Origin of the sequence: Paraburkholderia phenazinium, from assembly GCF_900142845.1 — a bacterium.
GTDB classification, from domain to species: domain Bacteria; phylum Pseudomonadota; class Gammaproteobacteria; order Burkholderiales; family Burkholderiaceae; genus Paraburkholderia; species Paraburkholderia phenazinium_A.
This window is the reverse complement of record NZ_FSRU01000001.1, coordinates 3,572,997-3,598,212: the sequence shown is the minus strand read 5'-3', so window position 1 is coordinate 3,598,212 and position 25,216 is coordinate 3,572,997. Positions and strand designations below refer to the sequence as shown.

14 protein-coding genes are annotated in these 25,216 nt (G+C 60.8%); 13 read left to right on the top strand and 1 reads right to left on the bottom strand.

Translation table 11 applies throughout. The annotated features are described in order from the left end of the window. Positions 1-4: 4 nt before the first annotated feature. The 12 genes from BUS12_RS15785 (at position 5) to BUS12_RS15740 (ending at position 21,660) form a co-directional block, all read left to right on the top strand. A complete protein-coding gene (locus BUS12_RS15785; protein WP_143788332.1) occupies positions 5-2,089 on the top strand; it encodes a glycosyl hydrolase family 28 protein in 2,085 nt (694 codons plus the stop codon). Between the two features lie 16 nt (positions 2,090-2,105). Then, positions 2,106-3,344, top strand: coding sequence for an autotransporter strand-loop-strand O-heptosyltransferase (locus BUS12_RS15780; RefSeq protein ID WP_083640410.1), 1,239 nt, complete (start codon positions 2,106-2,108; stop codon positions 3,342-3,344). Between the two features lie 176 nt (positions 3,345-3,520). Then, positions 3,521-12,391, top strand: a complete 8,871-nt coding sequence (locus BUS12_RS15775) for a hemagglutinin repeat-containing protein (protein ID WP_074296461.1) — start codon at positions 3,521-3,523, stop codon at positions 12,389-12,391. Between the two features lie 3 nt (positions 12,392-12,394). Next, entirely contained in the window at positions 12,395-12,619 is a 225-nt protein-coding gene (locus tag BUS12_RS38225) for a hypothetical protein (RefSeq protein WP_143788331.1), read from the top strand. A gap of 29 nt (positions 12,620-12,648) precedes the next feature. After that, positions 12,649-13,410: a hypothetical protein gene (locus BUS12_RS15770; RefSeq protein ID WP_143788330.1), complete on the top strand. Its 762-nt coding sequence runs from the start codon at positions 12,649-12,651 to the stop codon at positions 13,408-13,410. Further along, positions 13,407-13,682 carry a hypothetical protein gene (locus tag BUS12_RS38220; RefSeq protein ID WP_143788329.1) on the top strand — a complete coding sequence of 92 codons (276 nt, stop codon included), beginning with the start codon at positions 13,407-13,409 and terminating at the stop codon, positions 13,680-13,682. The genes BUS12_RS15770 and BUS12_RS38220 overlap by 4 nt, the downstream gene beginning before the upstream one ends. Positions 13,683-13,957: 275 nt before the next feature. Beyond that, positions 13,958-14,158 carry a CDI system lipoprotein BcpO gene (gene bcpO, locus BUS12_RS15765; protein ID WP_074296459.1) on the top strand — a complete coding sequence of 67 codons (201 nt, stop codon included), beginning with the start codon at positions 13,958-13,960 and terminating at the stop codon, positions 14,156-14,158. Between the two features lie 111 nt (positions 14,159-14,269). After that, on the top strand, positions 14,270-15,964 hold the full coding sequence (locus BUS12_RS15760) for a ShlB/FhaC/HecB family hemolysin secretion/activation protein (protein WP_074297559.1): 1,695 nt from the start codon (positions 14,270-14,272) through the stop codon (positions 15,962-15,964). Positions 15,965-16,888: 924 nt separating this feature from the next. Beyond that, positions 16,889-17,881: a TRAP transporter substrate-binding protein gene (locus BUS12_RS15755; protein ID WP_074296458.1), complete on the top strand. Its 993-nt coding sequence runs from the start codon at positions 16,889-16,891 to the stop codon at positions 17,879-17,881. A 160-nt stretch (positions 17,882-18,041) separates the two neighbouring features. Beyond that, the gene (locus BUS12_RS15750; RefSeq protein WP_074296457.1) at positions 18,042-18,521 is read left to right on the top strand and encodes a TRAP transporter small permease; all 480 of its coding nucleotides are present in this window, start codon (positions 18,042-18,044) and stop codon (positions 18,519-18,521) included. Positions 18,522-18,527: 6 nt separating this feature from the next. Beyond that, a complete protein-coding gene (locus BUS12_RS15745; RefSeq protein WP_074296456.1) occupies positions 18,528-19,880 on the top strand; it encodes a TRAP transporter large permease in 1,353 nt (450 codons plus the stop codon). A gap of 148 nt (positions 19,881-20,028) precedes the next feature. Further along, positions 20,029-21,660: a methyl-accepting chemotaxis protein gene (locus BUS12_RS15740; protein WP_074296455.1), complete on the top strand. Its 1,632-nt coding sequence runs from the start codon at positions 20,029-20,031 to the stop codon at positions 21,658-21,660. On the opposite strand, the gene BUS12_RS15735 is transcribed toward BUS12_RS15740, so the two are convergent. After that, complete coding sequence (locus BUS12_RS15735; RefSeq protein WP_074296454.1) at positions 21,626-22,438, bottom strand: NAD-dependent epimerase/dehydratase family protein; 813 nt, start codon at positions 22,436-22,438, stop codon at positions 21,626-21,628. The two genes, BUS12_RS15740 and BUS12_RS15735, sit on opposite strands and share 35 nt — an antisense overlap. A 662-nt stretch (positions 22,439-23,100) precedes the next feature. Between BUS12_RS15735 and BUS12_RS15730 the strand changes: the two genes are divergently transcribed. Continuing rightward, positions 23,101-25,014: a glycoside hydrolase family 28 protein gene (locus BUS12_RS15730; protein WP_083640408.1), complete on the top strand. Its 1,914-nt coding sequence runs from the start codon at positions 23,101-23,103 to the stop codon at positions 25,012-25,014. The last annotated feature ends 202 nt before the right edge of the window (positions 25,015-25,216 follow it).

Here is a 25,216-nt window from a genome sequence, read left to right as displayed (position 1 = left end):
GAAAGTGATCAGGATTTCTAACAGAGTTTGCGCCGCAGGCCTTTTGGCCGTGCTGCTGGCCGGTTGCGGTGGAGGTGGATCCTCGGGCGCCAGCGGCAACTCAGGGGCGGCGTATACGACACCGGCAAGCACGACGGGGAGCAGTAACCCGGCGAGTACGGCGGCGGCGACCACCGCTGCCTACCAGGTCGGCACCACGACGTCCGATCCGAACCTGCCGGCCGCGCCGGTCATGCCGAGCCTGCCGCCGTCCAACGCGGCATGCCGGCTGACCGCCAGCTACGCGACGCAGGCCAACGGCCTGTTGCCGACCACCACGGAGGCGACGGCCGGTTCCACCGCACCGGATACGGCGCGCATCCAGGCGGCGCTGTATGCCTGCGCGAACGCGGCCAATGCATACACGAGCACCAACACGCTGAGCAGCAACGGCGTAGTCGAGCTGAGCGCGGGCGGCGCCAACAACGCGTTTCTGACCGGACCGCTGTCGATGCCCGGCGGCGTGACGCTGGTGATCGACAACGGCGTGACGCTGTTTGCATCGCGCGATCCGACGCAATACGAATCCGGTACCACGGGTGCGTCCACCGCCAATCTGCCTGGCACACCGGACGCTGCGTCCACGGGTGCGGCAACCAGCGCCATCGCCGGCAACGGTACTTATTATTGCGGCCAGATCTATCCGAACGACGACGGTTGCAAGCCGCTGATCAGCAACGTGGTCTACAGCGGGACGTCGAAGATCTACACGAGCAACAACGCCATCATGGGGCCGGGGACCATTGACGGCCAGGGCGGCCAGCCGTTGTACACGACGGCGGCGAACCTCACGGCAGCGGGTGCGCCGCCCTTGATCACGCGTCCGGACGGCACCAACATGAGCTGGTGGGATCTGGGCTGGGAGGGCAATGAGGCGATCGCGGGTGAGGACGAAAACAATCCGCGCCTGATCGAGCCGCTGTACGGCTACAACTTCACGCTGTTCAACCTGACGCTGCAGAACGCGCCGAAATTCCACGTCACGCCCACCGGCATCAACGGCTTCACCGCGTGGAACGTGAAGATTTTCACGCCGACGGCGGTCTATCAGGCAATGAACAACTATTGGGGCGCGCCGTACAGCTATGCCTCGATCAAGAACACCGACGGCATCGATCCGGGCAGCAAGAGCCCGACGACGTCGGCTACGCCCGCATCGCCTGCACTGCCGGGCGGCTATACCGGCTCGGCCGGCAGCTTCACCGGCGACATCAGCAACATCCTCGTGGCTTATTCGTACATCAGCGATAGCGATGACAATATGGCTATCAAAGGCGAATCGAATATCGCCGACGGCCGCGTCTACAACATCACCGTTGCCCACAATCACTTCTTTTATGGGCACGGCATGTCGATCGGCAGCCAGACCTCGGGGCTGGACGGCAACCCTGCCAATCTCGCCACGGCGGACCCGGCTGTGGTAGCGAACACCACGCCGCTTACCGTGCAGGGACAACTCGTCTATCCAAGCGTATCGAATGTGAACGTCTATGACCTGTCCATGAACTACACGGACAACGGCGTGCGCATCAAGACCAACTGGAGCGAAGGCGGTCTCGTCTCGAACGCCAACTACTCGAACATCTGCATGCAGGGCAATCCGAGTCCGAACGCGCTCGATCCGACGCCGCAGGCGGCCGTCATCATCACGCCGTACTACACGGCCACCGGGAATGCAGGGTTGTATCCGAGCTATCAGAACATCAACGTCAACGGCTTGCATGAGCTCACCGCGGCGTCCTGGACCTTCCAGGGCTTCAATTCGGCGAGTCCGAACCTGCAGGGCTGGCCGACCGGCAGCGTGGCGGTCCCGAGTCCGGCGGTGGTGAATCCGCTGGGCATCACGTTGAATAACGTGGTGGCGGACGTGGCGCCGCTGTCGGTCACGTCCAGTGACGCCAACATCACGCTCGGCGGCAACGTCAACGTCGCGCTGGCGAACTCGACCACGAACAACGTGACGGTGGCCCGCAATACGACAATCACGGCGCCGCCCACCGTGGATTGCAGCAAGGCCTTCGTGGCCTTCCCAGGTCAGAGCTTCCCATGACGAACGCGAGATACGGATGAGCGCCGCTTCTTCACTCAACGGGGCTGAACCGGCCCGGTCCGCCGGCGTCCAGGCCGGCAGGGCCGGTCAGGCGCCGTTCGTCGACCTGGGCGAGCCGCTCTTCGAGGGGCCGCAAGGGATTCGCTACGACTTCAACTACGGCTGCCGCGTGAAGGTCTCCGGGGCGGGGTGGCGTGTGCGTCTGCTGGATCGCGACGCGGACGTGGTGCTGTACGACGAGGAGGTCGCCAACGCCACGGTCTGCAGTACGAAGCGCTATTACGTCAACTTCCGCATCGAGGTGCTGCGCGATGGCGTCATGGTGTTCGAGCACGATCAGGATCTGCACGGCAGGAAGGTGTATGCGCGTCTGCCGGTCTCGACGATCGGCGACGTGATTGCCTGGTTTCCCTACGTCGACGAGTTTCGCAAGCGGCATCAGTGCGAGATGTATGTGTCGATGGGCGAGGGGCTCTGGTCGCTGTTCGAAGACGCCTACCCGTGCCTGCACTATGTTCATCCCGAGGACGAGGACGCCGCTGAATACGGCTTTTACGCCAGCTATTTTCTCGGCATCTTCTTCCCGAGCAGCGACCGCACGCATCAGCCCACGGACTATCGGTTGAGCGGCCTGCAACGCACCATTCCCTGGCTGCTTGGCCTGCCGGCGGCGGAGTGCCGTCCGCGGATCGGCATTCGCGACACGCGCAGGCGCATCGCCGAGCCCTATGTCTGCATCGCGGCGCAGGCGTCGTCGCAGTGCAAGCACTGGAACAATCCGACCGGCTGGTACGAGACGGTCCGCTACCTGAAGGCGCAGGGCTACCGCGTGTTGTGCATTGATCGCGAGCCGCTCACCGGCCAGGGCCTGCAGTGGAATCACATTCCCTATGGCGCCGAGGACTTCACGGGAGACTTGCCGCTCCAGGAGCGCGCAAGCCTGCTGCTGCATGCGGAGTTCTTCGTCGGGCTCTCAAGCGGTCTCTCATGGCTCGCCTGGGCCATTGGCAAGCCGGTCGTCATGATCAGCGGCTTCACGCATCCGCAGAACGAGTTCGATACGCCGTACCGGGTCATCAATTTTCACGCGTGCAATAGCTGCTGGAACGACACGAGTGTCGAGTTCGATAACACGGACTACCTGTGGTGCCCGCGCCATGCCGGCACCGAGCGGCAATTCGAATGCTCGCGCCTGATCGCCTCGGGGCAGGTTATCAGGACGATTGGGCGCGTGATCGACGATCTCAGGCATTAATGGTGGGTAAGGCTGGCAGTTCCCAAGTTTTCCAGTCGTCGTTCATGAGATCCGCCCCGTACGCAAGCTGAAACATAATTCGCTGTAGATTGCGTCGCGTGACATTTTTTTGCATTTTTAGCCATTGCTTCGTGTATATTGCGCAAGGTTTGCGTTTGTAACACAAAGTAATAAAAATGAACAAACAGACCTACAGGCTGGTATTCAGCCGTTTGCGGGGCATGCTGGTCGCCGTCGAAGAAACGGCGACCGGGAATGGCAAGAAGGTGAACGGGGAAACGTCGCCCAGGCGCGCGATTCGGGGTGGTCGCGGAATCGTTGCACAGTTTGCGCTGCGTCACGCCGCGCTCGGCGCGCTGACGTTCGCTGGTACGGTTACGGCAGGGCACGCGCAGATCGTGCCGGACGGAGCGCACGCGCCATCGGTGATCCAGACGCAGAGCGGCTTGCCGCAGGTCAACATAAACCGCCCGTCCGGGGCTGGCGTATCGCTAAATACGTACGGCCAGTTCGACGTCCAGAAGCCCGGCGCGATCCTGAACAACTCTCCCACGATTGTCCAGACTCAGCAGGCTGGCTATGTCAACGGCAACCCGAATTTCCAGCCGGGCCAGTCGGCATCGATCATTGTCAATCAGGTCAACAGTAACAATCCCTCGCAACTACGAGGTTACGTCGAGGTCGCGGGCCGGCGCGCAGAGGTCGTGATCGCCAATTCCTCCGGGTTGATCGTCGGTGGGGGCGGTTTTATCAACACGTCCAGAGCGATCCTCACGACCGGCACGCCAACGTTCGGCGCGAACGGTAACCTCACGGGTTTCGATGTGACCGGCGGCCAGATTACGGTTCAGGGCGCCGGCCTGAACGCCTCGAACGTCGATCAGGTTGACCTCATTGCCCGTGCTGTCCAGGCGAACGCCGCCATCTATGGCAACACGCTGAACATTGTCGCAGGCGCGAACCACGTCGACCACGACACGCTTGCCGCGACACCCATCGCTGGCAACGGCCCGCCTCCAGCGGTCTCGATCGATGTGAGCCAGTTAGGTGGTATGTATGCCAATCGTATTTTTCTGGCCTCCAATGAGTATGGAGTGGGTGTCTCGAACGCGGGGGTTATTGCTGCGCAGGCGGGCGATCTCACATTGACCACGCAGGGGCGGCTTGTGCTTTCCGGCCACGCCAGTGCCAGCGGCAACGTAGCCCTGTCGGCAGCAGGCGGCGTTGCGAACAGCGGCACGACCTACGCGCAGCAGGGCGTGTCGGTGAACACTGCCGCGGATCTCACGAACAGCGGCACACTGGCCGCGCAACAGAACACGAGCGTCAACGCAGGAAGCGTGAACTCGACCGGCACGCTCGCGGCGGGCATCAATAACGACGGGTCGATTGCGACAGCGGGCGACCTGACGGTCGTCGCGACCGGTTCGCTTGCGGCGACCGGCCAAAACGCGGCCGGAGGCAACGCTACCCTCCAGGGCGCCTCGGCGAACCTTGCCGGTAGCCAGACCTCGGCGACAGGCAACCTGACTCTCGTCGCTAACGCGGGTGATCTGGACCTCGCCGGTGCAACGGCGAGTGCAGGAGGCCGCATCGATGCAACGGCCCAGGGCACACTCATTGACGCGGGTGGCACGATTTCAGCAGGACTGCAGACGGAAGTCACAGCGGCCACACTCAATAATAACGCGGGCACGATCAGCGCAAACCAGCTAACCGTTTCCGTCACGAACCTCACGAATAGCGGCGGCAGGATTTCGCAGACTGGGACGGGTACGACGGCGATCAATGTCTCGGGCACGCTCGACAATTCGAACGGGTCGCTGCAGACCAACAGCGCAGGTCTGACGCTCACGCCGGGCACACTGATCAACGATCACGGCACGATGACGGATTCGGGTACGGGCACCCTGTCGATTAGCACGGGAACACTGTCGAACAACGGCGGCACGCTCGCTACCAACGGCGCGCTCGATGTGAACGCCGGTGCCGTTTCGAATGAGGGCGGCAAACTCACCGGACAGAGCGAGGTCATTTTCTCAGTCGCATCGCTCGACAACAGCGCAGGCGGCTACATTGGCGCACAAAATGTTGCCGTGACCGATGCGGGGGGGCTGAACAATGCGGGCGGCACGCTTGAGGCGAACGGCACGCTGAGCGCGTCGGCGCAGACGTTTGCCAACGACGGCGGCTCGATCAGCAATGCCGGTACGCAATCGACGGACGTCACCGCAAGTGGTGCGCTCACCAATACGCAAGGTGGGGTGATCGCAGGCAACGGCGCTGTGTCCGTCTCCGGCGGCAGTGTGAACAATTCGGGCGGAAGCGTCCTTGCCGGCGGCGCGACTATCGTGCAGTCGGGTAGCACGCTCACGAACGCGGCGGGTCTGATAAAAGGCAACGGCGCCGTCGCCGCAATAGCAACTGGAACGATCACCAATACCGGAGGCGAAATCGAGTCGAACGGCTCGACGACGACCCTCAGTGTGTCCGGCGGCTCTCTGGACAATACAAACGGACGGATCGCGGATACGGGAACCGGGGCGACGACGATCAACGCAGGGTCGATCACCAACGCTAATCCGGGCGGTGTGACCGGAGCGGGTACGATCGGCGGCAATGGTGACGTGACGCTCACTGGACAGACGCTCTCGAACGGGCAGGGTGCGCAGATTGTCGCGGCCCACGACCTGACGCTGAACGTCGCGCAGGCCGTGAACAACAATGGCGGCACCCTGTCAGGCTTGAACGATCTCACGCTCAACGGATCGGGCGCGACGCTCACCAACCAGAGCGGTTCGATTCACGGCGACGGTGCGATCACGCTTGACGTCGCGTCGCTCGACAATACCGCTGGCAAGATCGGTAACGACACGGGTAGCGGCGGCAGCATCGCAATCAACGCGGGCACGCTTTCGAACCAGGGCGGCGCGATCGGCAGCGACCAGAACCTGAACGTCACGACGAGCCGGCTTTCGGGCGATGGCAGGATCATCGCGGGCAACAATGGCGAGTTGGCGGTCAACGGCAGCTACACCGACGACGCGGCCAACACGATCCAGGCGAACAACAACCTGACGTTCTCCACCACCGGGAACTTCACGAACCAGGGGACATTGAGCGCGGTCAATGGGCTGACCGTGAACGCGGCCAGCGTTGACAACCAGGCGGGGGCGGTACTGAATTCCGCCAGCACCACAGTCAACACATCCGGTGCGCTAACCAACGAAGGCACACTCGCAGGCGCAACGGTCACGACGCAAAGCAGTTTGCTCACCAATACCGGGACGGTCGTCGGCAACAACGTGACGTTGAGTGCCGGCTCGATCGATAATACGGGTTCGGCGGCAGCCATCGCGGCGGCCACACAACTGAACCTGTACGCCGCGAACGAACTGTCGAACACCGGTGGCGCCAACATCCAGAGCCTCGGCAACCTCGCCATCGCGGCCAATGCGAACCGTGACGGAAACGGCGTGCTCGCCAATCGGACCGGCGTCGTGACCAACGACCAGTCGACGATCCAGGCGCAGGGCAACATGGAGATTGCCGCCGGGACGTTGAGCAATACGCGGCCGGCGCCGACGATCGAGAAGACGGAGACCAGCGACGATACCGTTCACCAGACCAAGCGTGACAAGTACGTGGCGTGCGCGACGACGAATGCCGATAGCCACTCGTCCTGCTCACAGGCGGTATGGGACTTCGGCTACAAATCACCGATCAATTCGACCTACTCGACCTCACAGGTCGTGTCCCAGACATCCGGTCCGAACGCGACCAATGACGTGCTTGTTGTGAATGTCGGTGGCCAGCAACAGACTATTTACTACAACTCCATCACGAACAACGGCGATGGCACCATCACCGTGAACTACTGGGACGATTACAACCCGAGCATCAACTATCTGCCGTCTACTGAATATCCGACGCGAAACGACGCGCACCATGGGTACCAGCGCGTCGAGATCGCACGGGACACCGAGACCATAACCGAGCAGGACAAGGTCACCGGTTCGCCGGCGCAGGAGGCGCAACTGCTGGCAGGTGGCAACATGACGCTGGCGAACGTCGGGACGATCAATAACGGCTATAGCGCGATCGCGGCCGGCAACTCGATCCAGATAGGCAGTACGCAACAGGGTGGCTCCATTGGTAGCGGCAGTTACGGTGGCACAACCGTCAGCAACACCGGGCAGACCCTGTATCAGTATCAGACGCAGAACATCGTTTCGACCTACGCGTGGAACGAGGACATCACTCGCGACGTGGGCACGGTGGCCGAAGCTCCGGTCGTGCTGGCACCGGTGGCCATTGGCGGCACGGGCGGCACGATCATCGCGAACAACTCGGTGCAGATTAACGCGACAAACCTGAACAATACCAATGTCGCTGCTGCGAACTCGGCAACCGGCGCAACCGGCGGAACGCTCGGAACGAATGCGGCTCTTGCGGGCGTCTCACCCGGCTCCTCGCAGGTGATCAATGCCGCCACCGGCCAGCAGGCGGCAGTCAATGCGCCGCAATCGGTCGCAGGGCATAACGGTTCGCTAAACATCAGGCTGCCGACGAGTGGTCTGTACGCACTCCAGACCGCGCCGGGGCAGGAGTATCTGGTTGCCACGAATCCAATGCTCACGAGCTATACGAGCTTTATTTCGAGCAACTACATGTTGCAGGCACTGGGGTTCAATCCGCAGACGACAGAAAAGCGGCTGGGTGACGGGCTCTATGAAGAAGGTCAGGTGCAGAACCAGATTACGCAACTCACGGGGCGCGTGTATCTGCAAGGCTACAACGACAACGAGGACGAGTACAAGGCGCTGATGACGGCCGGGGTCAATGCCGCGCAGCAGTTCAATCTGGAGCCCGGCGTAGCGCTAACCGCCGCGCAGATGGATTCGCTTACGAGCGACATGGTGTGGCTTGTGAACCAGACAGTGACCTTGCCTGACGGGAGCACCCAACAGGTGCTGGCGCCGGTTGTGTATCTGGCCCAGACACATGCGAACGACCTGCAGCCGACCGGTGCCCTGATTGCCGCCGACGACGTCGAAATCCACGCGACCGGCAGCGTCGTCAACAGCGGGGTGATCAAGGGCGGCACGCAAACGGTTGTTGCCGCAACGGATATTCTTAACCGGGCAGGCACGATCGGTAGCAGTTCGACCAATGGGACGACAGTCGTATCGGCAACCCATGATGTCGTCAATGCGTCCGGTCAGATTACGGGCAACCGCGTGGCCGTGCTGGCGGGCAACGATATCGTCAATACGACGCTCGTCGATACGGTAGGCGTCTCCGCGGTATCGGGCGACAGCAAGGTCAATACGGGTCTTGTAGGCCAGCAGGGCTCAATTGCGTCCACCGGTGATCTGATGGTGAGCGCGGGGCACGACCTGAGCGTCGATGGCGCAAACATTGCCGCAGGCGGTAATGCGCAGATCACCGCGGGTCATGACATCACGGTCGACACAGTGCAGTCCACCACGGACCAGTCGGTCGACAAGAACGCGAATCACCACTGGGAAGCGACCGGTACAACCAATGAGACCAGCGCGATCTCGGCGGTTGGTAGCCTGGCGATGCAAAGCGGCAACGACTCCACGTTCAAGGGCGCACAGGTCACGGCGGGCACCGGTCTGTCTGTGATCGCCGGAGGCAACCTGACGGCGGCGACGGTTACGAACACGTCGCAGTACGACAACGTTGCGACCGACGATAAAACGCGGCAGGAAGTTGACCACACCTACGGCCAGCAGGTTGTGGGGTTCAACTTATCGGCCGGTGGCAATGCAACGCTTGCCGCGGTCAACGCGGTTGCGGGCGGCAACAGCCGGGCGGACGGCGCTGGGAATGTGACCCTCACCGGTTCAACGGTGACCGCTGGAATCGACAGATCCCAGGTCGCCAACGGTGCGGGCGCGCTGACAATCGCGGGCAATGGTAACGTCACGATCAACGAAGGGCGTGAAGAGCATGACAGTGCGACGGCGGTTCAATCGAAGCGCGGCAGCTTTGTGAGTGGTTCGACGACGGATACGTCGCAGAACACCCAATCGAATGTGGGTGTCGCGAGCACGCTATCTGGGGACTCCGTGAACGTGCACGCGGGGAAGGATCTGACGGTCCAGGGCAGCAACGTTGTCGGCACCAATGACGTCAACCTCGCGGCACTGGGCAACGTCGACATCACGACTTCCCAGGATCGCACCAGTTCGGCAAGCAGCTACGACAAGCACGAATCGGGATTGCTGTCGAACGGGGGCCTGTCGGTGACGATCGGCAGCCGCTCGCTGTCGCAGACGGATCAGTCCAGCGCGGTGACGAACAATGCCAGCGTAGTCGGATCGTCGTCGGGCAACGTAACGATCAGCGCGGGCAAGGATGCGACACTCACTGGCAGCGAGATCGTTGCGGGACAGGACGTGGGTATCACGGCACAGAATGTGACGGTCAACGCTGCGTACGATACCTACCAGGACAAGCAGACGCAGCAGGAGAAGCAGGCCGGCCTGTCCGTCGGACTAGGCGGCGGCGTGCTGCAGACAGCGCAGATGATGGCGAGCGATGTCAACTCGGGCGTGCAGTCCGGCGACTCGCGACTCGCGGCCGTACAGGGACTCGCAGCGGCAGAGGCGGCGTACCAGAACAAAGGGCAGATCGCGAATGCCGCGAGCGCGCTGGCCAACGGTAGCGGTATCGCGAGCGCCTCAGGCGTGCAGTTGCAGATCAGCGTGGGATCCAGCCAGAGCAACAGTTCGTCCAGCACGTCGGCCACGACCGCGCGCGGCTCCTCGATCATCGGCAACGGGAATGTGTCCATCACGGCGACCGGCGTCCCGGATGCAAATGGCAACACCCAGGCCGGCACAGGCGATATCGCGATGACCGGCGCGACCGTGATGGGCAAGAACGTCGCGCTCTCAGCGAACAACGATATTACGCTGCAAAGCGCGCACAGCACCGAGCAGGATACGAGCAGCAACAGTTCGAGCGGGTTCAGTGCGGGCGTAGGAATCGGTGTAAGCAGTAAGGGGGGTGCGGGCATCAGCGTGTCGGCCAGCGTAAGCGAGGCGGGCGGTCACGGCAACGGCTCCAGCGTCACGCAGGACAACACCACGCTCAGCGCGGGCAATATGCTGTCCATGCATTCCGGTCGGGATGCGACGCTGGATGGGGCGCAGGCTTCGGGCACGACCGTGAACGTCGATGTCGGTCGCAATCTGACGATGACCAGCGAGCAGGACACCTCCACATATGCCAACAGCCAGCACAGCGTGAGCGGTGGCCTGAGCTACACATTTGGGGCCGGCGGCTTCTCGGGCGACCTTTCCGTCTCGAAGACGAACATCAATAGCAATTATGCTTCGGTGAATCAGCAGACCGGGCTGGTTGCAGGCGATGGTGGTTTCCACGTCAGCGTTGGCAACAACACGCAGCTCAACGGCGCGGAGATCGCCAGTACGGCTCTGGCTCAGGACAACACGCTATCCACCGGTACTTTCGGGTATTCGAACATCCAGAATACGATGTCGTACTCCGGATCGACCGAAGGGATTGCACTGTCGAGTAGTCCTACAGGAAGCAGTCAGAGCCTGATGGGTGGACCGCAGATGACGCAGACGGGGGCTAACTCCAGCGGTACGACCTATGCGGCCGTCAGCCCAGGCACAATCACGGTGAGGTCCGATCAGGCAAACGGGACGGACAGCACGGCGGGTCTCTCGCGCGATACGACGAATGCAAACCAGACCGTGCAGAACACGTTCAACCTGCAGAACGTGCAGAATAATCTGGCGTTGTCGCAGGCGTTTGGGAAAACGGCGACCTATGCGGTCGGACAGATTGCTGACCAGCTTGAGGCCAATAATCCGCTCTTCGCTGAAGGTGGCGCCGGGCGCGATGCGCTGCACGCGGCGGTCGCGGCGATTGGTGCGGCGATCTCTGGTGGCAACATTGCTGGCGCAGTGGGGGGCTCGCTTGCTGGCGATGCGTTGCAGACGCTGGCCGCTCCGATTATCAACCAGGCGGTGAGCCAGTTGCCGGCCGATGCGCAGGACGCGGCACGCAACGCGCTCAATGACATTGTGTCGACGGCCGGTGGCGCATTGGGCGGCGCACTCGCGGGTGGCGGTTCGCAAGGGGTAATAGCTGGAGCGGGCTCGGCGGCGAACAATGAAGTCTACAACCGGCAGTTGCATCCGGACGAACGTACTTGGGCGATGCAGCACGCCAATGACTTTGCGGCATATTACGCGAGCGTTACGGGCCAGACGATTTCGTCGACAGACGCGCAGAACATGCTGCTCGCGAACGGATATATCCGGGTGGATAATGCTGCCGCGAGTGGGCTAGGCTACAACGCCGTAGCGGCACAGTATCTTACGGCGAATACCGGAAGCCTGTTCTCAGCTACACCCGCTGAAATGGCAAATCCCCAGTTGGGTCGGAATCCGGACGGCACACCGACACCTGAACAGCTGGCGTTGCCTGGCTCAACGGCGCATCCGGCGATTGGTTTGGCAATTGCGGGGGCGTTGGCAGCGCCCGCTATACTCCCCGCATTGGCTGCGATACCGGGTGCGCCGATCTTGAGCTCGGGCGGTGTATTGGGCTCAGGGGCATGGGCTTCACCTGTCGGAATTGGTGTGATCACTGGCGCAGTGAATGCTTCATCGCAGTATATCCAGAGTGGCACTATCAATCCTGTTGACGTAGGCTATGCTGCTCTTGCTGGTGGGGTAGGTACCGCCGGTGGACTTCTATGGAATATCGCTGTCAATGCTGGAACAGGAGCAGCGGATACCTATACAAACAATAAAATTTCAGGAAAAAGCGATGGCATCGCTACTGGGTCTTTAGTAAACGCTGGTGCAGCGATCGTCGGTTATGGTATAGGCCTGACGGCTCAGAATTTGCTTCCGGCGACCAACTGGTTTATTCCGAATAATATACCCGTCATTGGCGCAGGTGCAGCAGGTGCTGCGGGGGCGGAGATGGGCACCAAAGCCATCAATGACGCAAAAAGCCAAATGGGAAAATAGAGCATGTCTCATCTGATTTCGATTTATCTTAAGTTAATTATCCTATCGATCATTGGGATGGCTGCGGTAAAAATTTGGGCAATTTTTATTGTTGTTTGGGCGCGTGGCGGGAAGTATCAATGGACTTGGATGGATGCCAAATCAATTGTCGTAAATGGCTTGGTACTTGCCGCGGTATTTTGCGCCATTGCAACTATAACCATTTTTCGCGAGAAAAATAGATCGTAGGTACCTTTACAACCAGCAGCTTGACCAGAGTGAAAAGAACGCGATTGCCAACAACGCGAATTGGAGATTCGGCTGAGCAGAAAAAGCTGACGGAAGCGGCATGCTACGCGGTGAAGTGCTGGGCGGAGTATCCGGTGGGCAGCGATGCGTACAACGCGAACTATGTAAACCAGCTTGAAGTGTCGCAGCTTGGGCCGGAGATTGACTGGGTTAACCGTCAACAGGAAGCGGGGCTGTTTGTGTACACTCCGGTGCAGAAAATTGGTGATGCGCTTCAGAGCGATCCGCTCGGCGTGGCGAAGGATGTGGCCAAGATCGTAACGGGTGGCCTGACGGTCAAGACTGGCGCGGCACTTTGTACGAATGGGTTGGGGTGTACTGCTGGTGGTGCAATGGTTGCCTTTGGGCTAAGCGATATGACGGAAGGTGCTGACGGGTTATATAACCTGTACAACGGTATCAACTCACCCGGTACGAACCCCTTACGATATGGATTCAATGAAGCTCTACCCGGTGGCTGGGGCAATGTAGCATACGACGGCTTAAATCTCGCGGCCGCAATTTTAGCTTTGGGGGCTCCGGTGTCACTTAAGATGGGCACGGCAGACGGCTTGAACCGTTCTGGTTCAATGTTTGATGTAACAGTACCGCGAATCAACAACAATACGTTGATTCCATTCACTGGTCAGACTGCACCTTATGGCACGACACAAGCCATCCTGCTATATGGGGTGGGCACGAAGGGAGCAACTGTCATCAACGACATTCGGAATGCTGGTGATCAAAGATGAACTGGAAACGGCTCTATGCGACGCTTCAGATCGGATTCGTGGTTTGCTTGGCATCCTTTTTTAGCGCGGGGTGCTATACAGTTGTCGTGATTGGTATTTGCCGGAGATTAATCGGTTTGAGCGATGGTGTCTCTGTGTTTGCTATTGGACTTCCGTTCTTTATCGTTCTTCTGGCCGTGTTTGTGAAGTATTTGCCGAAGCCGCTGCGTAAGGCTGGAATGCTGAGCGATGACCCGGGAAATTTTGGGCCGTGGTTCAAACCACGACGATAGACGTCTACAACAGGTAGCTTGACCAGAGCGAAAGGCAGGCAATAAAGAATCCAGCCAACGGGGTTGCCGACAAGGAGCATCTTCTGGAAGCGGCTGCATGCGCGTTGGTCCAATATGCAGCGTGTCATTGATGCTTTTCACATTCGCCTACTCAGTCTTCCGTACAAAAGGAAGATAGGGCTGCCAATACTTCCGGGCACTTCACAATGGGAAAATAGACTGATCGCGCAGTCTTTACTTGGAGTTGTGACGTTGATCTGGGGCCTTATCCTTAAATGACGCGAATTTTTTTTGCCCTGATAGCGCTTGCGCTGCTGACAGCTTGTCAAAGTGCACCTCCTGGTGCACCACCCAAGCCGCCACCCATCCCAGAGATGTCGCCGATGCTGCCTAATTCCGCGTGGGTCGGAGGCTACTGGCATTGGGATGGCGCACAGTGGGTGTGGATCAGAGGCCACGTTGAGCCGAAGCTGTGATTTAGAATCTATTTCGCCATCCTATACAAAAAGATGCACTCTAAGAAGATAAGAAATCTAGGCACGCATTCAAAACATAGGCAGCAGGCATCGAAGGTGTTGTCGACGTTCATGGCCGTTACGTCGGCTTCTCTGGCGGTCGCACAGACTCCTCCTGGTCCCGGAGGCGTGCAGGATCAGCTTGCCCGTCAGCAGCAGGAAGCGCGCGAACGCCAGCAGACAGTGAATGCACCGGCGGTGCGTTCAGTTTCAGTTCCTGTCGCCGGGTTCGTTTCCTTGCCGGTCGAGACCCCGTGCTTTCCGATCCACTCGTTTGTGCTAGACGTACCCGCAACATTGCCCGTTGCGGTTCGGGCACAAGGCGCGTCCGCTTTGCCGCAGGACCACTTCGCCTTCGCGCGTGAATGGCTCGACCATTATGCGGGCCAGTGCGTAGGAAAACAGGGACTCGACGTGATCGTCAAAGGCTTGTCGCAGGCAATCCTCAGCCGTGGCTACATCACGACGCGCGTTCTGCTGCCCGAGCAGGACCTGTCATCCGGTGTGCTGAAACTTTCGCTCGTGCCAGGTGTAATAAGGCAGTTGCGATTCGCGGACCCGAAAATCCGCGGCACGTGGAAGCCCGCGTTCCCCGCGCGTGATCGAGATCTGCTTAACCTGCGCGATCTCGAACAAGGTCTCGAGCAGATGAAGCGTGTGAGCAGCCAGGACGTCGACATGCAAATCGCGCCGACCGATATCCCCGGCGAAAGCGATGTCGTGATCACAGTAAAGCGAACGAAACCCTGGTCCTTCGTCGCCTCGGTCGACAACTCAGGTACCCGCGCGACGGGCAAGCTCCAGGGGAACGTGCGCTTCGGTATCGACAACCCGCTGGGCCTGAACGACATCTTCAATGTCGGCGCGAACCAGGACCTCGAGTTCGGCGACAAACATCTGGGCTCGCACGGTTGGAACGGTTCGTATTCGGTTCCGTGGGGCTACTGGACCGGCACGCTGTTCGGCTATACCAACACTTACTATCAGCAGATCGCCGGCGTGAACACGACTTTCGTCTCGAGTGGCAACGCGCAGACGACCGGTATCAAGCTGGAACGTGTGATCCGACGTAGTCAGGACGACGTTCTCGGCGTGGAGCTCCAGTTGACCAAACGCTGGGGTGCGAGCTTCATCGAAGACACGGAGATTCCGCAGCAGTACCGCGATAACACGTTCGTCGAAGCCGGCCTGACCGACCGTCACTATTTCGGGGCTGCGCAGTTCGACGGCACGCTCGCGTACCGTCAGGGTATCGGCTGGCTCGGTGCAATGCCGGATACGTCCGACGGTGGGCCGACGTACCGCTTTCACATGGCCGTGCTCGACGCCAACCTGTCGGTGCCGTTTTCAATTGCGAAGCAGAACCTGCGTTATGTGACGACGATTCATGGCCAGTTCACCAACGACACGCTGAACTACATCGACGACCTGACGATAGGTAGTCGCTATACGGTGCGTGGTTTCGACGGCGAAACGATGCTCGCGGCTGAGCGCGGCTTCTACTGGCGTAACGAGCTGCAGTTACCCATCGGCCAGAGCGGGCAGTCGATTTATGGGGGCATCGACTACGGCCATGTATTCGGTCCTGAGACAGCGTCGCTTGCAGGTACGCAACTGGCCGGTGCCGTGATAGGTATACGCGGCAGCGCTCCGATTCGCATCGGCGGGTTTTCGTACGACCTGTTCGCCGGTACGCCGGTCTATAAGCCGGCGGGGTTCCCGACCTCGCGTGTGACGCTGGGTTTTCAGGCTACCACGCAGTTTTGAGCGCATCGTGAACCGGGGATCGGCCACACTTCATCACGCCTCGCTTGCCTTTGCGTTGGACGAGGACGTGGAACCGAACCGGCACATTACCGCCGTGCTGGCGCCAGACCATGACCCGCGTCCACCCTGTCCGCGTTGCGGTAGTCGTCATGTATTGCCTCAGGTTTACCGTCTTCGCCGGTCCAGCCGGATTTCCCCGCTGTAATGCCAGAGCACCATCCAGTCGGGGGGGGCGCGACGGTATGAACGCAAGGATCGCAGGGACGGCGCCGGCAGGGTATCGGTCAAATGATCGATGGGCAGGTCACCAGACAGCGCTGCGCGCAATTCCCCGCTTCAGTCATTTAATGGCGAACTAGCAGTAGCAGGCGGCTGTCGCTAGTCGGTAGGCGGACCACATTGACATCGTGGACGCTGCTCGAGCTAACAGAGCGTTTGGTGGGTTTCAGAGTGAATCGGCCACTCGCGTGACCGGTTAGCAAGATTAGCAAATGACCGCAACTGGCCGACACCGGGCGCTCGCCGTCTCGCGATCACGAAAGCGGGTCCGTTGAGCATTTCGCCCAGGAAGGCTGTCCTGTCACGTAACAGTGACACGTGTTTACGTTTCCTCGGCAACCGCCGGCCCAGACGCCGATGTGTAAGACATCATCGCGGCCCAACCCCCATCTTATCAAGCAAATATCGGACGCCGGCTAACCGTCCCGCAGCCCCGGCCAGCCTCGCCGGGAAGCTGCAAAACCCCATCTTCTTGTATCTCTACGACCTATCCCGCCTACGGGTATGTCCTAGGCCGCAAGCGGGTGAGATATTTATACAATCACATCTTGTCTTACAACATGGCGGCTTGTGCTAAGTTGTAAATCGGGGAGGGCTGGCCGCACCGATTGCGCACTTGATGAAACAATTTTGAGGAGATCACAGATGAAAAAAAATTTCGCCCTGTCCGGTATCTCGATGCTGGTTGCCGCCTCGGTTCTCGCCTTGAGCGCAGGCGCCGCGCAAGCCCACACCTTCCGTGTGGCCGACGTCCATAGCGACACCTTCCCGACCGTCCTGGCGCTCAAGTATATGGGCGACGAACTGTCCAAGGAGACCAACGGCGCGGATACCGTGAAGGTCTTCAGCAACAGCGCGCTCGGTTCGGAAAACGACACGATCGACCAGGTGCGTATCGGTGCGATCGACATGGTGCGCGCCAACGCCGCGGCCTTCAACGACATCGTTCCCGAGTCGATGATTCCGTCGCTGCCGTTCCTGTTCCGCGACGTCAACCAGTTCCGCAAGGTCATGTACGGTCCGGAAGGCCAGAAGATTCTCGACGCTTTCGCAGCGAAGGGCATGATTGCGCTGACGTTCTACGAGAGCGGCGCGCGTTCGATCTACGCCAAGAAAGCGATTCACTCGCCGGCCGACATGAAGGGCCTCAAGGTGCGCGTGCAACCGTCCGACCTGATGGTTGACGAAATCAAGGCCATGGGCGGCACACCCACGCCGATGCCGTTCGCGGAAGTCTATACGGGGCTGAAGACCGGTCTGGTCGACGCGGCCGAGAACAACATGCCGTCGTACGTCGAAACCAAGCATTACGAAGTGGCGACGCAATTCTCCGAAACCGAACATTCGATGACGCCGGAAGTGCTGGTGTTCTCCAAGAAGGTATGGGACACGCTGACGCCGCAGGAACAGACGGCCATCCGCAAGGCTGCGGCCGACTCGGTGCCGTACTACGTGAAATTGTGGACCGCGAAGGAAGCCGAGGGCGTCCAGACGGTGACCAAGGCAGGCGTGACGATCACGCCCGCTTCGCAGATCGATCGCGCGGCGTTCGTGAAGGCCATGCAACCGGTCTGGGCGAAGTATGAAAAGACCCCTGAAATGAAGCAGATCGTCACCGAGATCCAGGCGATCCAGTAAGCCATCCCCATCGCTAGTCCAGCCGGAAATCCTTGCGGAGCAATCTCAAGGTTTCCGGCGTTCGTCGTTTATGTTGGACTCGGCAGCGAGCCCAACCCGGTGTACCGGCAGGTTCGTGTGGGGAGTCACGGCTGCGCTGTTTTGTACGAGGAAGAGATAGATGAACTTCGTGAAATGCCCGCTCAGGGTTCTTGCCCGCGTGGCGACAGTGGTGGCGTCGATTTGCCTCGCTGTGCTGGTGGTGCTGGTGATGTACAGCGTGGTGATGCGCTACATCTTCAACGACGCCCCCGACTATGTCGAACCGGTCGGCCTGCTGATGGTGCTGGTGATCGCGTTCTTCGGCGCTGCGCTGAAGGTGCGCGACGGCGGTCATATCGGCCTCGATTCGCTGGTCAAGAAACTGCCGCCCAAAGGCCAGGTTGCGATGGCGGTGTTTCAGCAACTGTGCGTGATCGCTTTCTCGGTTGCGGTCTGCTTCGGCGCGGCCAATATGGCGGCCACCACGATCGACGACCAGATCCCCATCCTGGGTTTGCCGGAAGCCGTTCGTTACGCGATTCCATTCCTGGCCAGCGCCTGCACCATTCTCTTTTCAATCGAACATCTAGTGGACCTCTTCGCGCAGAAGCGGGCGTGAGCAATCATGGAACTTGCGATTCTAACTATCAGTTTTCTTGTCTTCCTCGTACTTGGGGTTCCCGTTTCCTTTGCGCTGGGGCTGTCCTGCATCCTCACTTACCTGCATGAAGGTCTACCGGCGGCAACGGCCATCCAGTCAATGGTATCGGGCATCAACGCCTTTTCGTTCCTCGCAGTGCCGTTCTTCATTCTCTCCGGCGAGCTGATGTTGCACGGCGGCATCGCCGACCGCATCCTGCGCTTTGCACAAGCCACGGTAGGGCATTTCCGCGGTGGGCTCGGCATGGCTAACGTCGTCGCCTGTACCTTGTTCGGCGGCGTGTCCGGTTCGCCGACCGCCGATACCTCGGCGATGGGCGGTGTGGTGATTCCGCTGATGAAGCGCGAAGGCTATAGCGCCGCCTATGCGGTCAACGTGACGACCCACGCCTCGCTGGCCGGCGCGCTGATGCCCACCTCCACCAACATGATCATCTACGCGCTAGCAGCACAGGGCATCACGGGGATCGTGGCGGGGCAGTCGGTGAGCGGCGTGTCGATCGGCGACCTGCTGTTCTCCGGACTGGTGCCGGTGCTGTGGGTGATGGGCTTCGTGTTGCTCGCCGCCTACTGGCAAGCGGTTCGCTACAAGTTCCCGCGCCGTGCCGACGGCTCGACCGAACTGCCGAAATTTCCCGGCTGGTTGACCGTGGCGCGGACCTTCGTGGGTGCGTTGCCGGGGTTGTTGGTGATCCTGATCATCCTGACCTGCGTGGCCAAGGGGATCGCGACGGCGACCGAGGCCGCGGCGATTGCGGTAGCGTACTCGCTGGTGCTGACCTTCGTCGTGTATCGCACGATGACGCTCAGGAAGCTTGCGACGGCGCTGGCCCGTGCGACCCGGACCACCGGTGTGGTGCTGCTGCTGATCGGCGTGTCGAACATGCTGCGCTTCCAGATGGCCTACCTGGAAATTCCGGACGCGATTCAACACCTGCTCGAACACGCGACGACCATCCCCTGGCTGATGCTGCTGTACATCAACATCCTCCAGGTGTTTCTGGGCACGTTCGTCGACATGGCGGCGCACATCCTGATCACGACGCCGCTATTCCTGCCCATGGCGATGCACTACGGCGTGGGCCCGGTGCAGTTCGGCATCATGATCCTGCTGAACTGTTCGCTGGGGCTGGTGCATCCGCCCATTGGCTCGGTGCAGTTCATCGGTTGCGCGATCGGTGAAGTGTCGATCGGGGAGACCACCAAGATTGCCTGGCCGTACTACCTGGCCATTTTCAGCGCGATCAATATCGTCACCTACGTGCCGATGTTTTCCACCTGGTTGCCCAGTCTGATCAACGGCCACCCGGTCTATTGATCCGGTTCGGAAAGTAGCACTAGAGCAGTAGCAGTGGCTTGAACACACAGAACCCGCCTGGCCGGGTTCTGTTGCAGGGCGGCACCAGACCGCCGGCGACGTTGCCAGAGACATCAACAACGATAGCGCCAAAGACATCGGGGACAGCATGCTCAATAACATCAGAATACGCACGGGCTTGACGCTGGTCGTTTGCATCTTCGTGGCGTTTCTCATGACCGTGATCGGCGTGGGCTACGGCGCGCTCAAACAGTCGATTGACGGCTTCCAGGACGCGCAGCGCAGCTCGGCCGCGCTCGCATCGCTTAACGCAAGCTCTGAGAAATTGCTGAAGGCGCGACTCGCGCTGGGCAGCTTCGAGATCCTGTTTCATGTCGGCAAGGCGACGGACGGTCTGCTGGCAGGCGCGGAGCAGATGCTGCGCGAATCGAATGCGGACTTCCAGGTCTATGCCAATGGCCCGTTCGCGAGCGACGAAGAACGTCAGCTCGCGCAAACAGTAGGCGAGGCCCGTGCGGCACTCGTCAATCAGGCCATCGAGCCGGAATACAAGGCGCTCGTCGACGACGACTTCAACACCTTCCGCACGATTCAGGGCGATACCGCGGATCGCAGCTACCAGGTCTACGCGAAAGCCATCGACGCGCTCGAGCGTTTGCAATCGGACACGCAGCGCCGCGGCGCGGAGGCGATGACGCATCGGTTCAGAGTCTCCGTTCTGCTGTTTGCGGGCATCGGCGCCGCCGCGATCCTGATTTCGCTGTTCGCGCGGGCGATGTTGACGGCAGCGTTAGTCAAACCGGTTGACCGGGCCATCGTGCATTTCGGCCGCATTGCTGCGGGGGATTTGACTGGCTCGATCGAAGACGACTCCCGCAACGAAATGGGCCAATTGCTCGGCGCGCTAAAGCAGATGCGTGCTGAACTGGCCGATACCGTGTCGAAGGTGCGTGGCAGCGCCGGCGTAATCGCGCACGGTGTGAAGGAAATCGCCGAGGGCAATCTCGATCTCTCCGGCCGCACCGAACAGCAGGCCGCTTCACTGGAGCGAACGGCCGCGACCATCGAAGAGCTGTCGTCAACCGTGAAGCAGAACGCCGATCATGCCCAGGAAGCGAACCGGCTCGCGCATGGCGCACTGGAGACCGTCACGCGTGGCGGTGCGGTCGTCAAGCGCGTGATCGAGACGATGGACGACATCACGATGTCGTCGCGCAAGGTGAGCGAGATTATCGGCATGATCGAAGGCATCGCTTTCCAGACCAACATCCTCTCGCTGAATGCGGCCGTCGAAGCGGCCCGTGCCGGCGAGCAGGGACGCGGCTTCGCAGTGGTGGCCTCGGAAGTGCGCAGCCTCGCGCAGCGCTCGGCAACGGCGGCCAAGGAGATCAAGGACCTGCTCAGCGCGTCGGCCGCGCAGGTCGAGCAAGGCGCCTCGCTGGTGGCGCAGGCGGGCGGCACGATGAACGAGGCGATGCGCGCGGTGGAGCGCGTAACCGGCATCATGGTCGAACTCGAAGCGGCGGCGCAGGAGCAACGCTCGGGCATCGAGCAGGTCAATCAGGCCATCAGCCAGATCGACGACGTCACGCAGAATAATGTGGCGCTTGTCGAGGAGGCAGCGGCTGCCGCGAAGTCGCTGGAGGAGCAGGCGTCGGTGTTGCGCGATGCGGTTGCTGTGTTCCGTCTGGAGGAAGAGGCTCCGTCAATCTCCCGCCCGGAGCCTCATCACCTACACAGGCGCATTAGCGCTTCGGATTCCTACGCTCCGGCGGTGTGAAATCGAAGCTGGCGAAGCTGCCGCCTTGATACTGCTGGGCGGTGGCATCGAGCGGATTGGTTTGGGCGAGAATCTCCGCAGCGTAGTCTTCGGCGTTCTGGCGCGGCTGATAACCGAGGCGTGCAGCGCCGGCATTGTCCCAGTAGCTGCGCGTGTTGTTCGACACGCCCCACACCACCTGATAGCCGAGATCGGGCACGTTCACCGACTGCTCGATCAACTGCAGCAGATCTTCGAAACCGAGCCATGTGCTGAGATGGCGGAACTCCGTGGGCTTTTCGATGCAACTGCCGATGCGGATGCACACGCTCTCGATGCCGTGCTTGTCCCAGTAGAGACGGCCAAGCGCCTCGCCCCACACCTTGCTCAGACCGTAAAAACCGTCGGGACGGAAATCGCAGTCGAGCGTGAGCTTGTCTTCGACCGGATGCATGCCGATGGCGTGGTTGGAACTCGCAAAGATGACGCGGCCGACGCCGTGGCGGCGCGCGCCTTCATACACTTCGACAAGCCCGCGCAGGTTGTTCTCGATGATTTCCGGCAGCGGACGCTCGACGCTGGTGCCCGCCATGTGGATCAGCACGTCCACGCCTTCCAGCAGGCGATCGACCACGGCCGGGTCGCGCAGGTCGCCATGCATGACATCTTCGCCGTCGACGATCGGCTCCAGCGGGCGCGAGCCCGCTGCCGAACGCAGGTTCGCGCCGCGCTCGAGCAGGGCTTTGCGCAACACGCGGCCAAGCTGGCCGCCTGCGCCGCTCAATGCAATTTTTTTCACGGGTCTCATCCTTAACGAGAGGTGTTAGTAAAGCGGGGACTGCCGGTGAGGCGTCCGGTGCTTCGCGGGGAGGCGCTCGCCATCCGTTTGAACTTCGGCGGCCTGGCGCGCGCAAAGAGGCGGCTTGCTGAGCCACTCGCCAGGACTCGCCGTGGGCGTGGGCGCAGCTTCATCGATTGTGTCCGGCAATCATGTCGATTCGTTCAAAAGTTGTCAAGCAAATGACGTTTGGGTCAGGAGTTTCCCTGGCATCGACAGATCGGGTTGCCTCCTTTTTAGGTGCTTCAAATACTGAGCCTCACCTCAGAGATCCCAATCTATATAGCGTGATGGGCGCATCGCGATCTTTCGCCTCCACGGTATCCCGCCTGAGTGGCGTCCCGTGCGGCCTTACGTCATGGCTTGACATCTATTGCGTTGTATAACAACAATGCTTGAGACCCTGTGCGACATGGGGCGAGCCGTCTGAAGTTCGAGCGGCGCCTCTGTAGCGGTCTCGCGACCGACGCTCGCCGGGTCAGGACATCGATCAGAAACCGGTCATAGAACCAGAAAAACATCAGGAGGCAATTGTGGCAACGCGCAACAGAAACGTCGGTGAACGTGCGAGGAAGGGCAGCGGTCATGACGGCGAGCCGGGTTCACCCGGGCGCCGTGCTTTCATGGTCTTTGCGGGCGCATCCGCAGGGGCAACCCTGTTGGGCACGCTGCCGGGCTGCGGCGGTGGCGTGGACGCCGCGCCGGGCGCCCTCGATCCCATCTGGGGGACGGTCGGCGCCGCCACCCTGATCGTCAATTCATTGCAGGGCATCACGCAGTCGATGTTCCCGAGTGTGGACTTCACTGTGACCAGTTACGGCGCGCAGACCTGTTCGGTTGTGGCCGCAACCAATCCGTACACGGGCACGACTTCGCCCACGAGTCCGGGCGCGACCCAGACCAACGCCGCCGGCGCGTTCGATTCGCGGCCTGCATTCCTCGCCGCCATTCAGGCCTGCAATGCGGCGGGCGGCGGCCGGGTGGTGGTGCCGTCGGGCAACTGGTATTGCGCGGGGCCTATCGTCCTCCTGAGCAACGTCAATTTTCACCTGAGCAGCAACTGCACGATCTACTTCAGCCCGAATCCCGCGGACTACGCCAAGGACGGTCCGGTCAACTGCGGCGCGAACGGCAAGCTGTTCTATAGCCGCTGGCAGGCAAACGATTGCCTGAATTTCGGCGCACCCGTCTATGCCCGCAATCAGACCAAGATCGCGATTACCGGCGAGGACACCACCTCGGTCCTGAACGGCCAGGCCATGACGCCGTTTGCCGGCAGCGGCAACACGAGCACCTGCTGGTGGACCTACAAGGGTTCGAAAGGGGAGTACGGCTGCGCGGGTTCGACGACCCCCTCGCAGGCCTATGCGAATCCGAACAACGTGGACCTGAAGACGGTTGCACCCAACATCTCCGACGCGCTGTACGCGCTGTTGACCAGCCCGACCACACCCTGGCAGCAGGATCAGAACTACCTGCCGGCGTTGTCCGAGGCAGGCGTGCCGGTTGCGCAGCGTGTCTTCGGCCTTGGGCACTATCTGCGGCCATGCATGGTGGAGTTCATCGGCTGCACGAACGTGCTGATGGAGAACTACCACACCAACAACACGCCGTTCTGGCAGCATCACCCAACCGATTGCACCAACGTCGTGATTCGCGGCGTGTTCGCCGACAGCATCGGACCGAACAACGACGGCTTCGACCCCGACGCCTGCAGCAACGTGCTGTGCGATACGGTTACGTTCAACACAGGGGACGACTGCATTGCGATCAAATCGGGCAAGGCGCTCGATACCGAATACGGTCCCTCGCAGAACATCGTCGTGCAGAACTGCACGATGAACAGCGGACACGGCGGCATCACGCTCGGCAGCGAAATGAGTGGCGGCGTGCAGAACGTCTACGCGCGCAATCTGCAGATGCTCAACCAGAACTGGGCCACCAATCCGCTGAACATCGCGATTCGCATCAAGACGAACATGAATCGCGGCGGCTTCGTGAAGAACTTCTACGTCGATACGGTCACGCTGCCCAATGGCGTCAATCTCACCGGCTCGGGCTATGGCAGTTCGCTGCTCGCGGGCAGTCCCATCAACAGTACGGTGCCGCTCGGCGTGGTCACGTCGACGGCGGGCAATCCGTCCGCGTCGCAGGGCGGCCTGATTACCTTCGATTGCGACTATGATCCGGCTGGCGATGCCGTGCGCGAAAGTCCGCCGGTCGTGCAGAACGTGAACATCTCGAACGTGCAGGTGACCGACGTGACGCTGAACGGCACCTCGGCCTCGTGCTTTCAGGCCATTGTGGCGCAAGGGCCGGTCGGCTTCGACTACAACGGCCCCGCACCCACGCCGGCGATTCCGGCGATCACCGGTGTCACGATCTCGAACTGCAACCTCGGCACGCCGGTGAACAACGGCACAGCAAGCGCGACCACGCCGGGGCCGATTTACGCGTACAACGTCAACGGCATTCAGTTGAACAATGTCATCATTGGCGGCAAGACGTACAACACGACGATCGTCGACCAGCGCTAGTCACGAGATGACACGCATAACAGGTTGACGTCACGGGGACGGGAAGGGCATGCGGCGCAGCGTGGATGCGCGGTATTGCCGGTCTCGTCCCCGACTCTATGAAGGAGCAGCAGATGAGTCGGGATGAAGCGATGCGTAGCGGCATCGAAGCGGGTTGGTGCACCCTGTGCGTGACGTTTGCAGGTCCGACGGAGGCGAACCC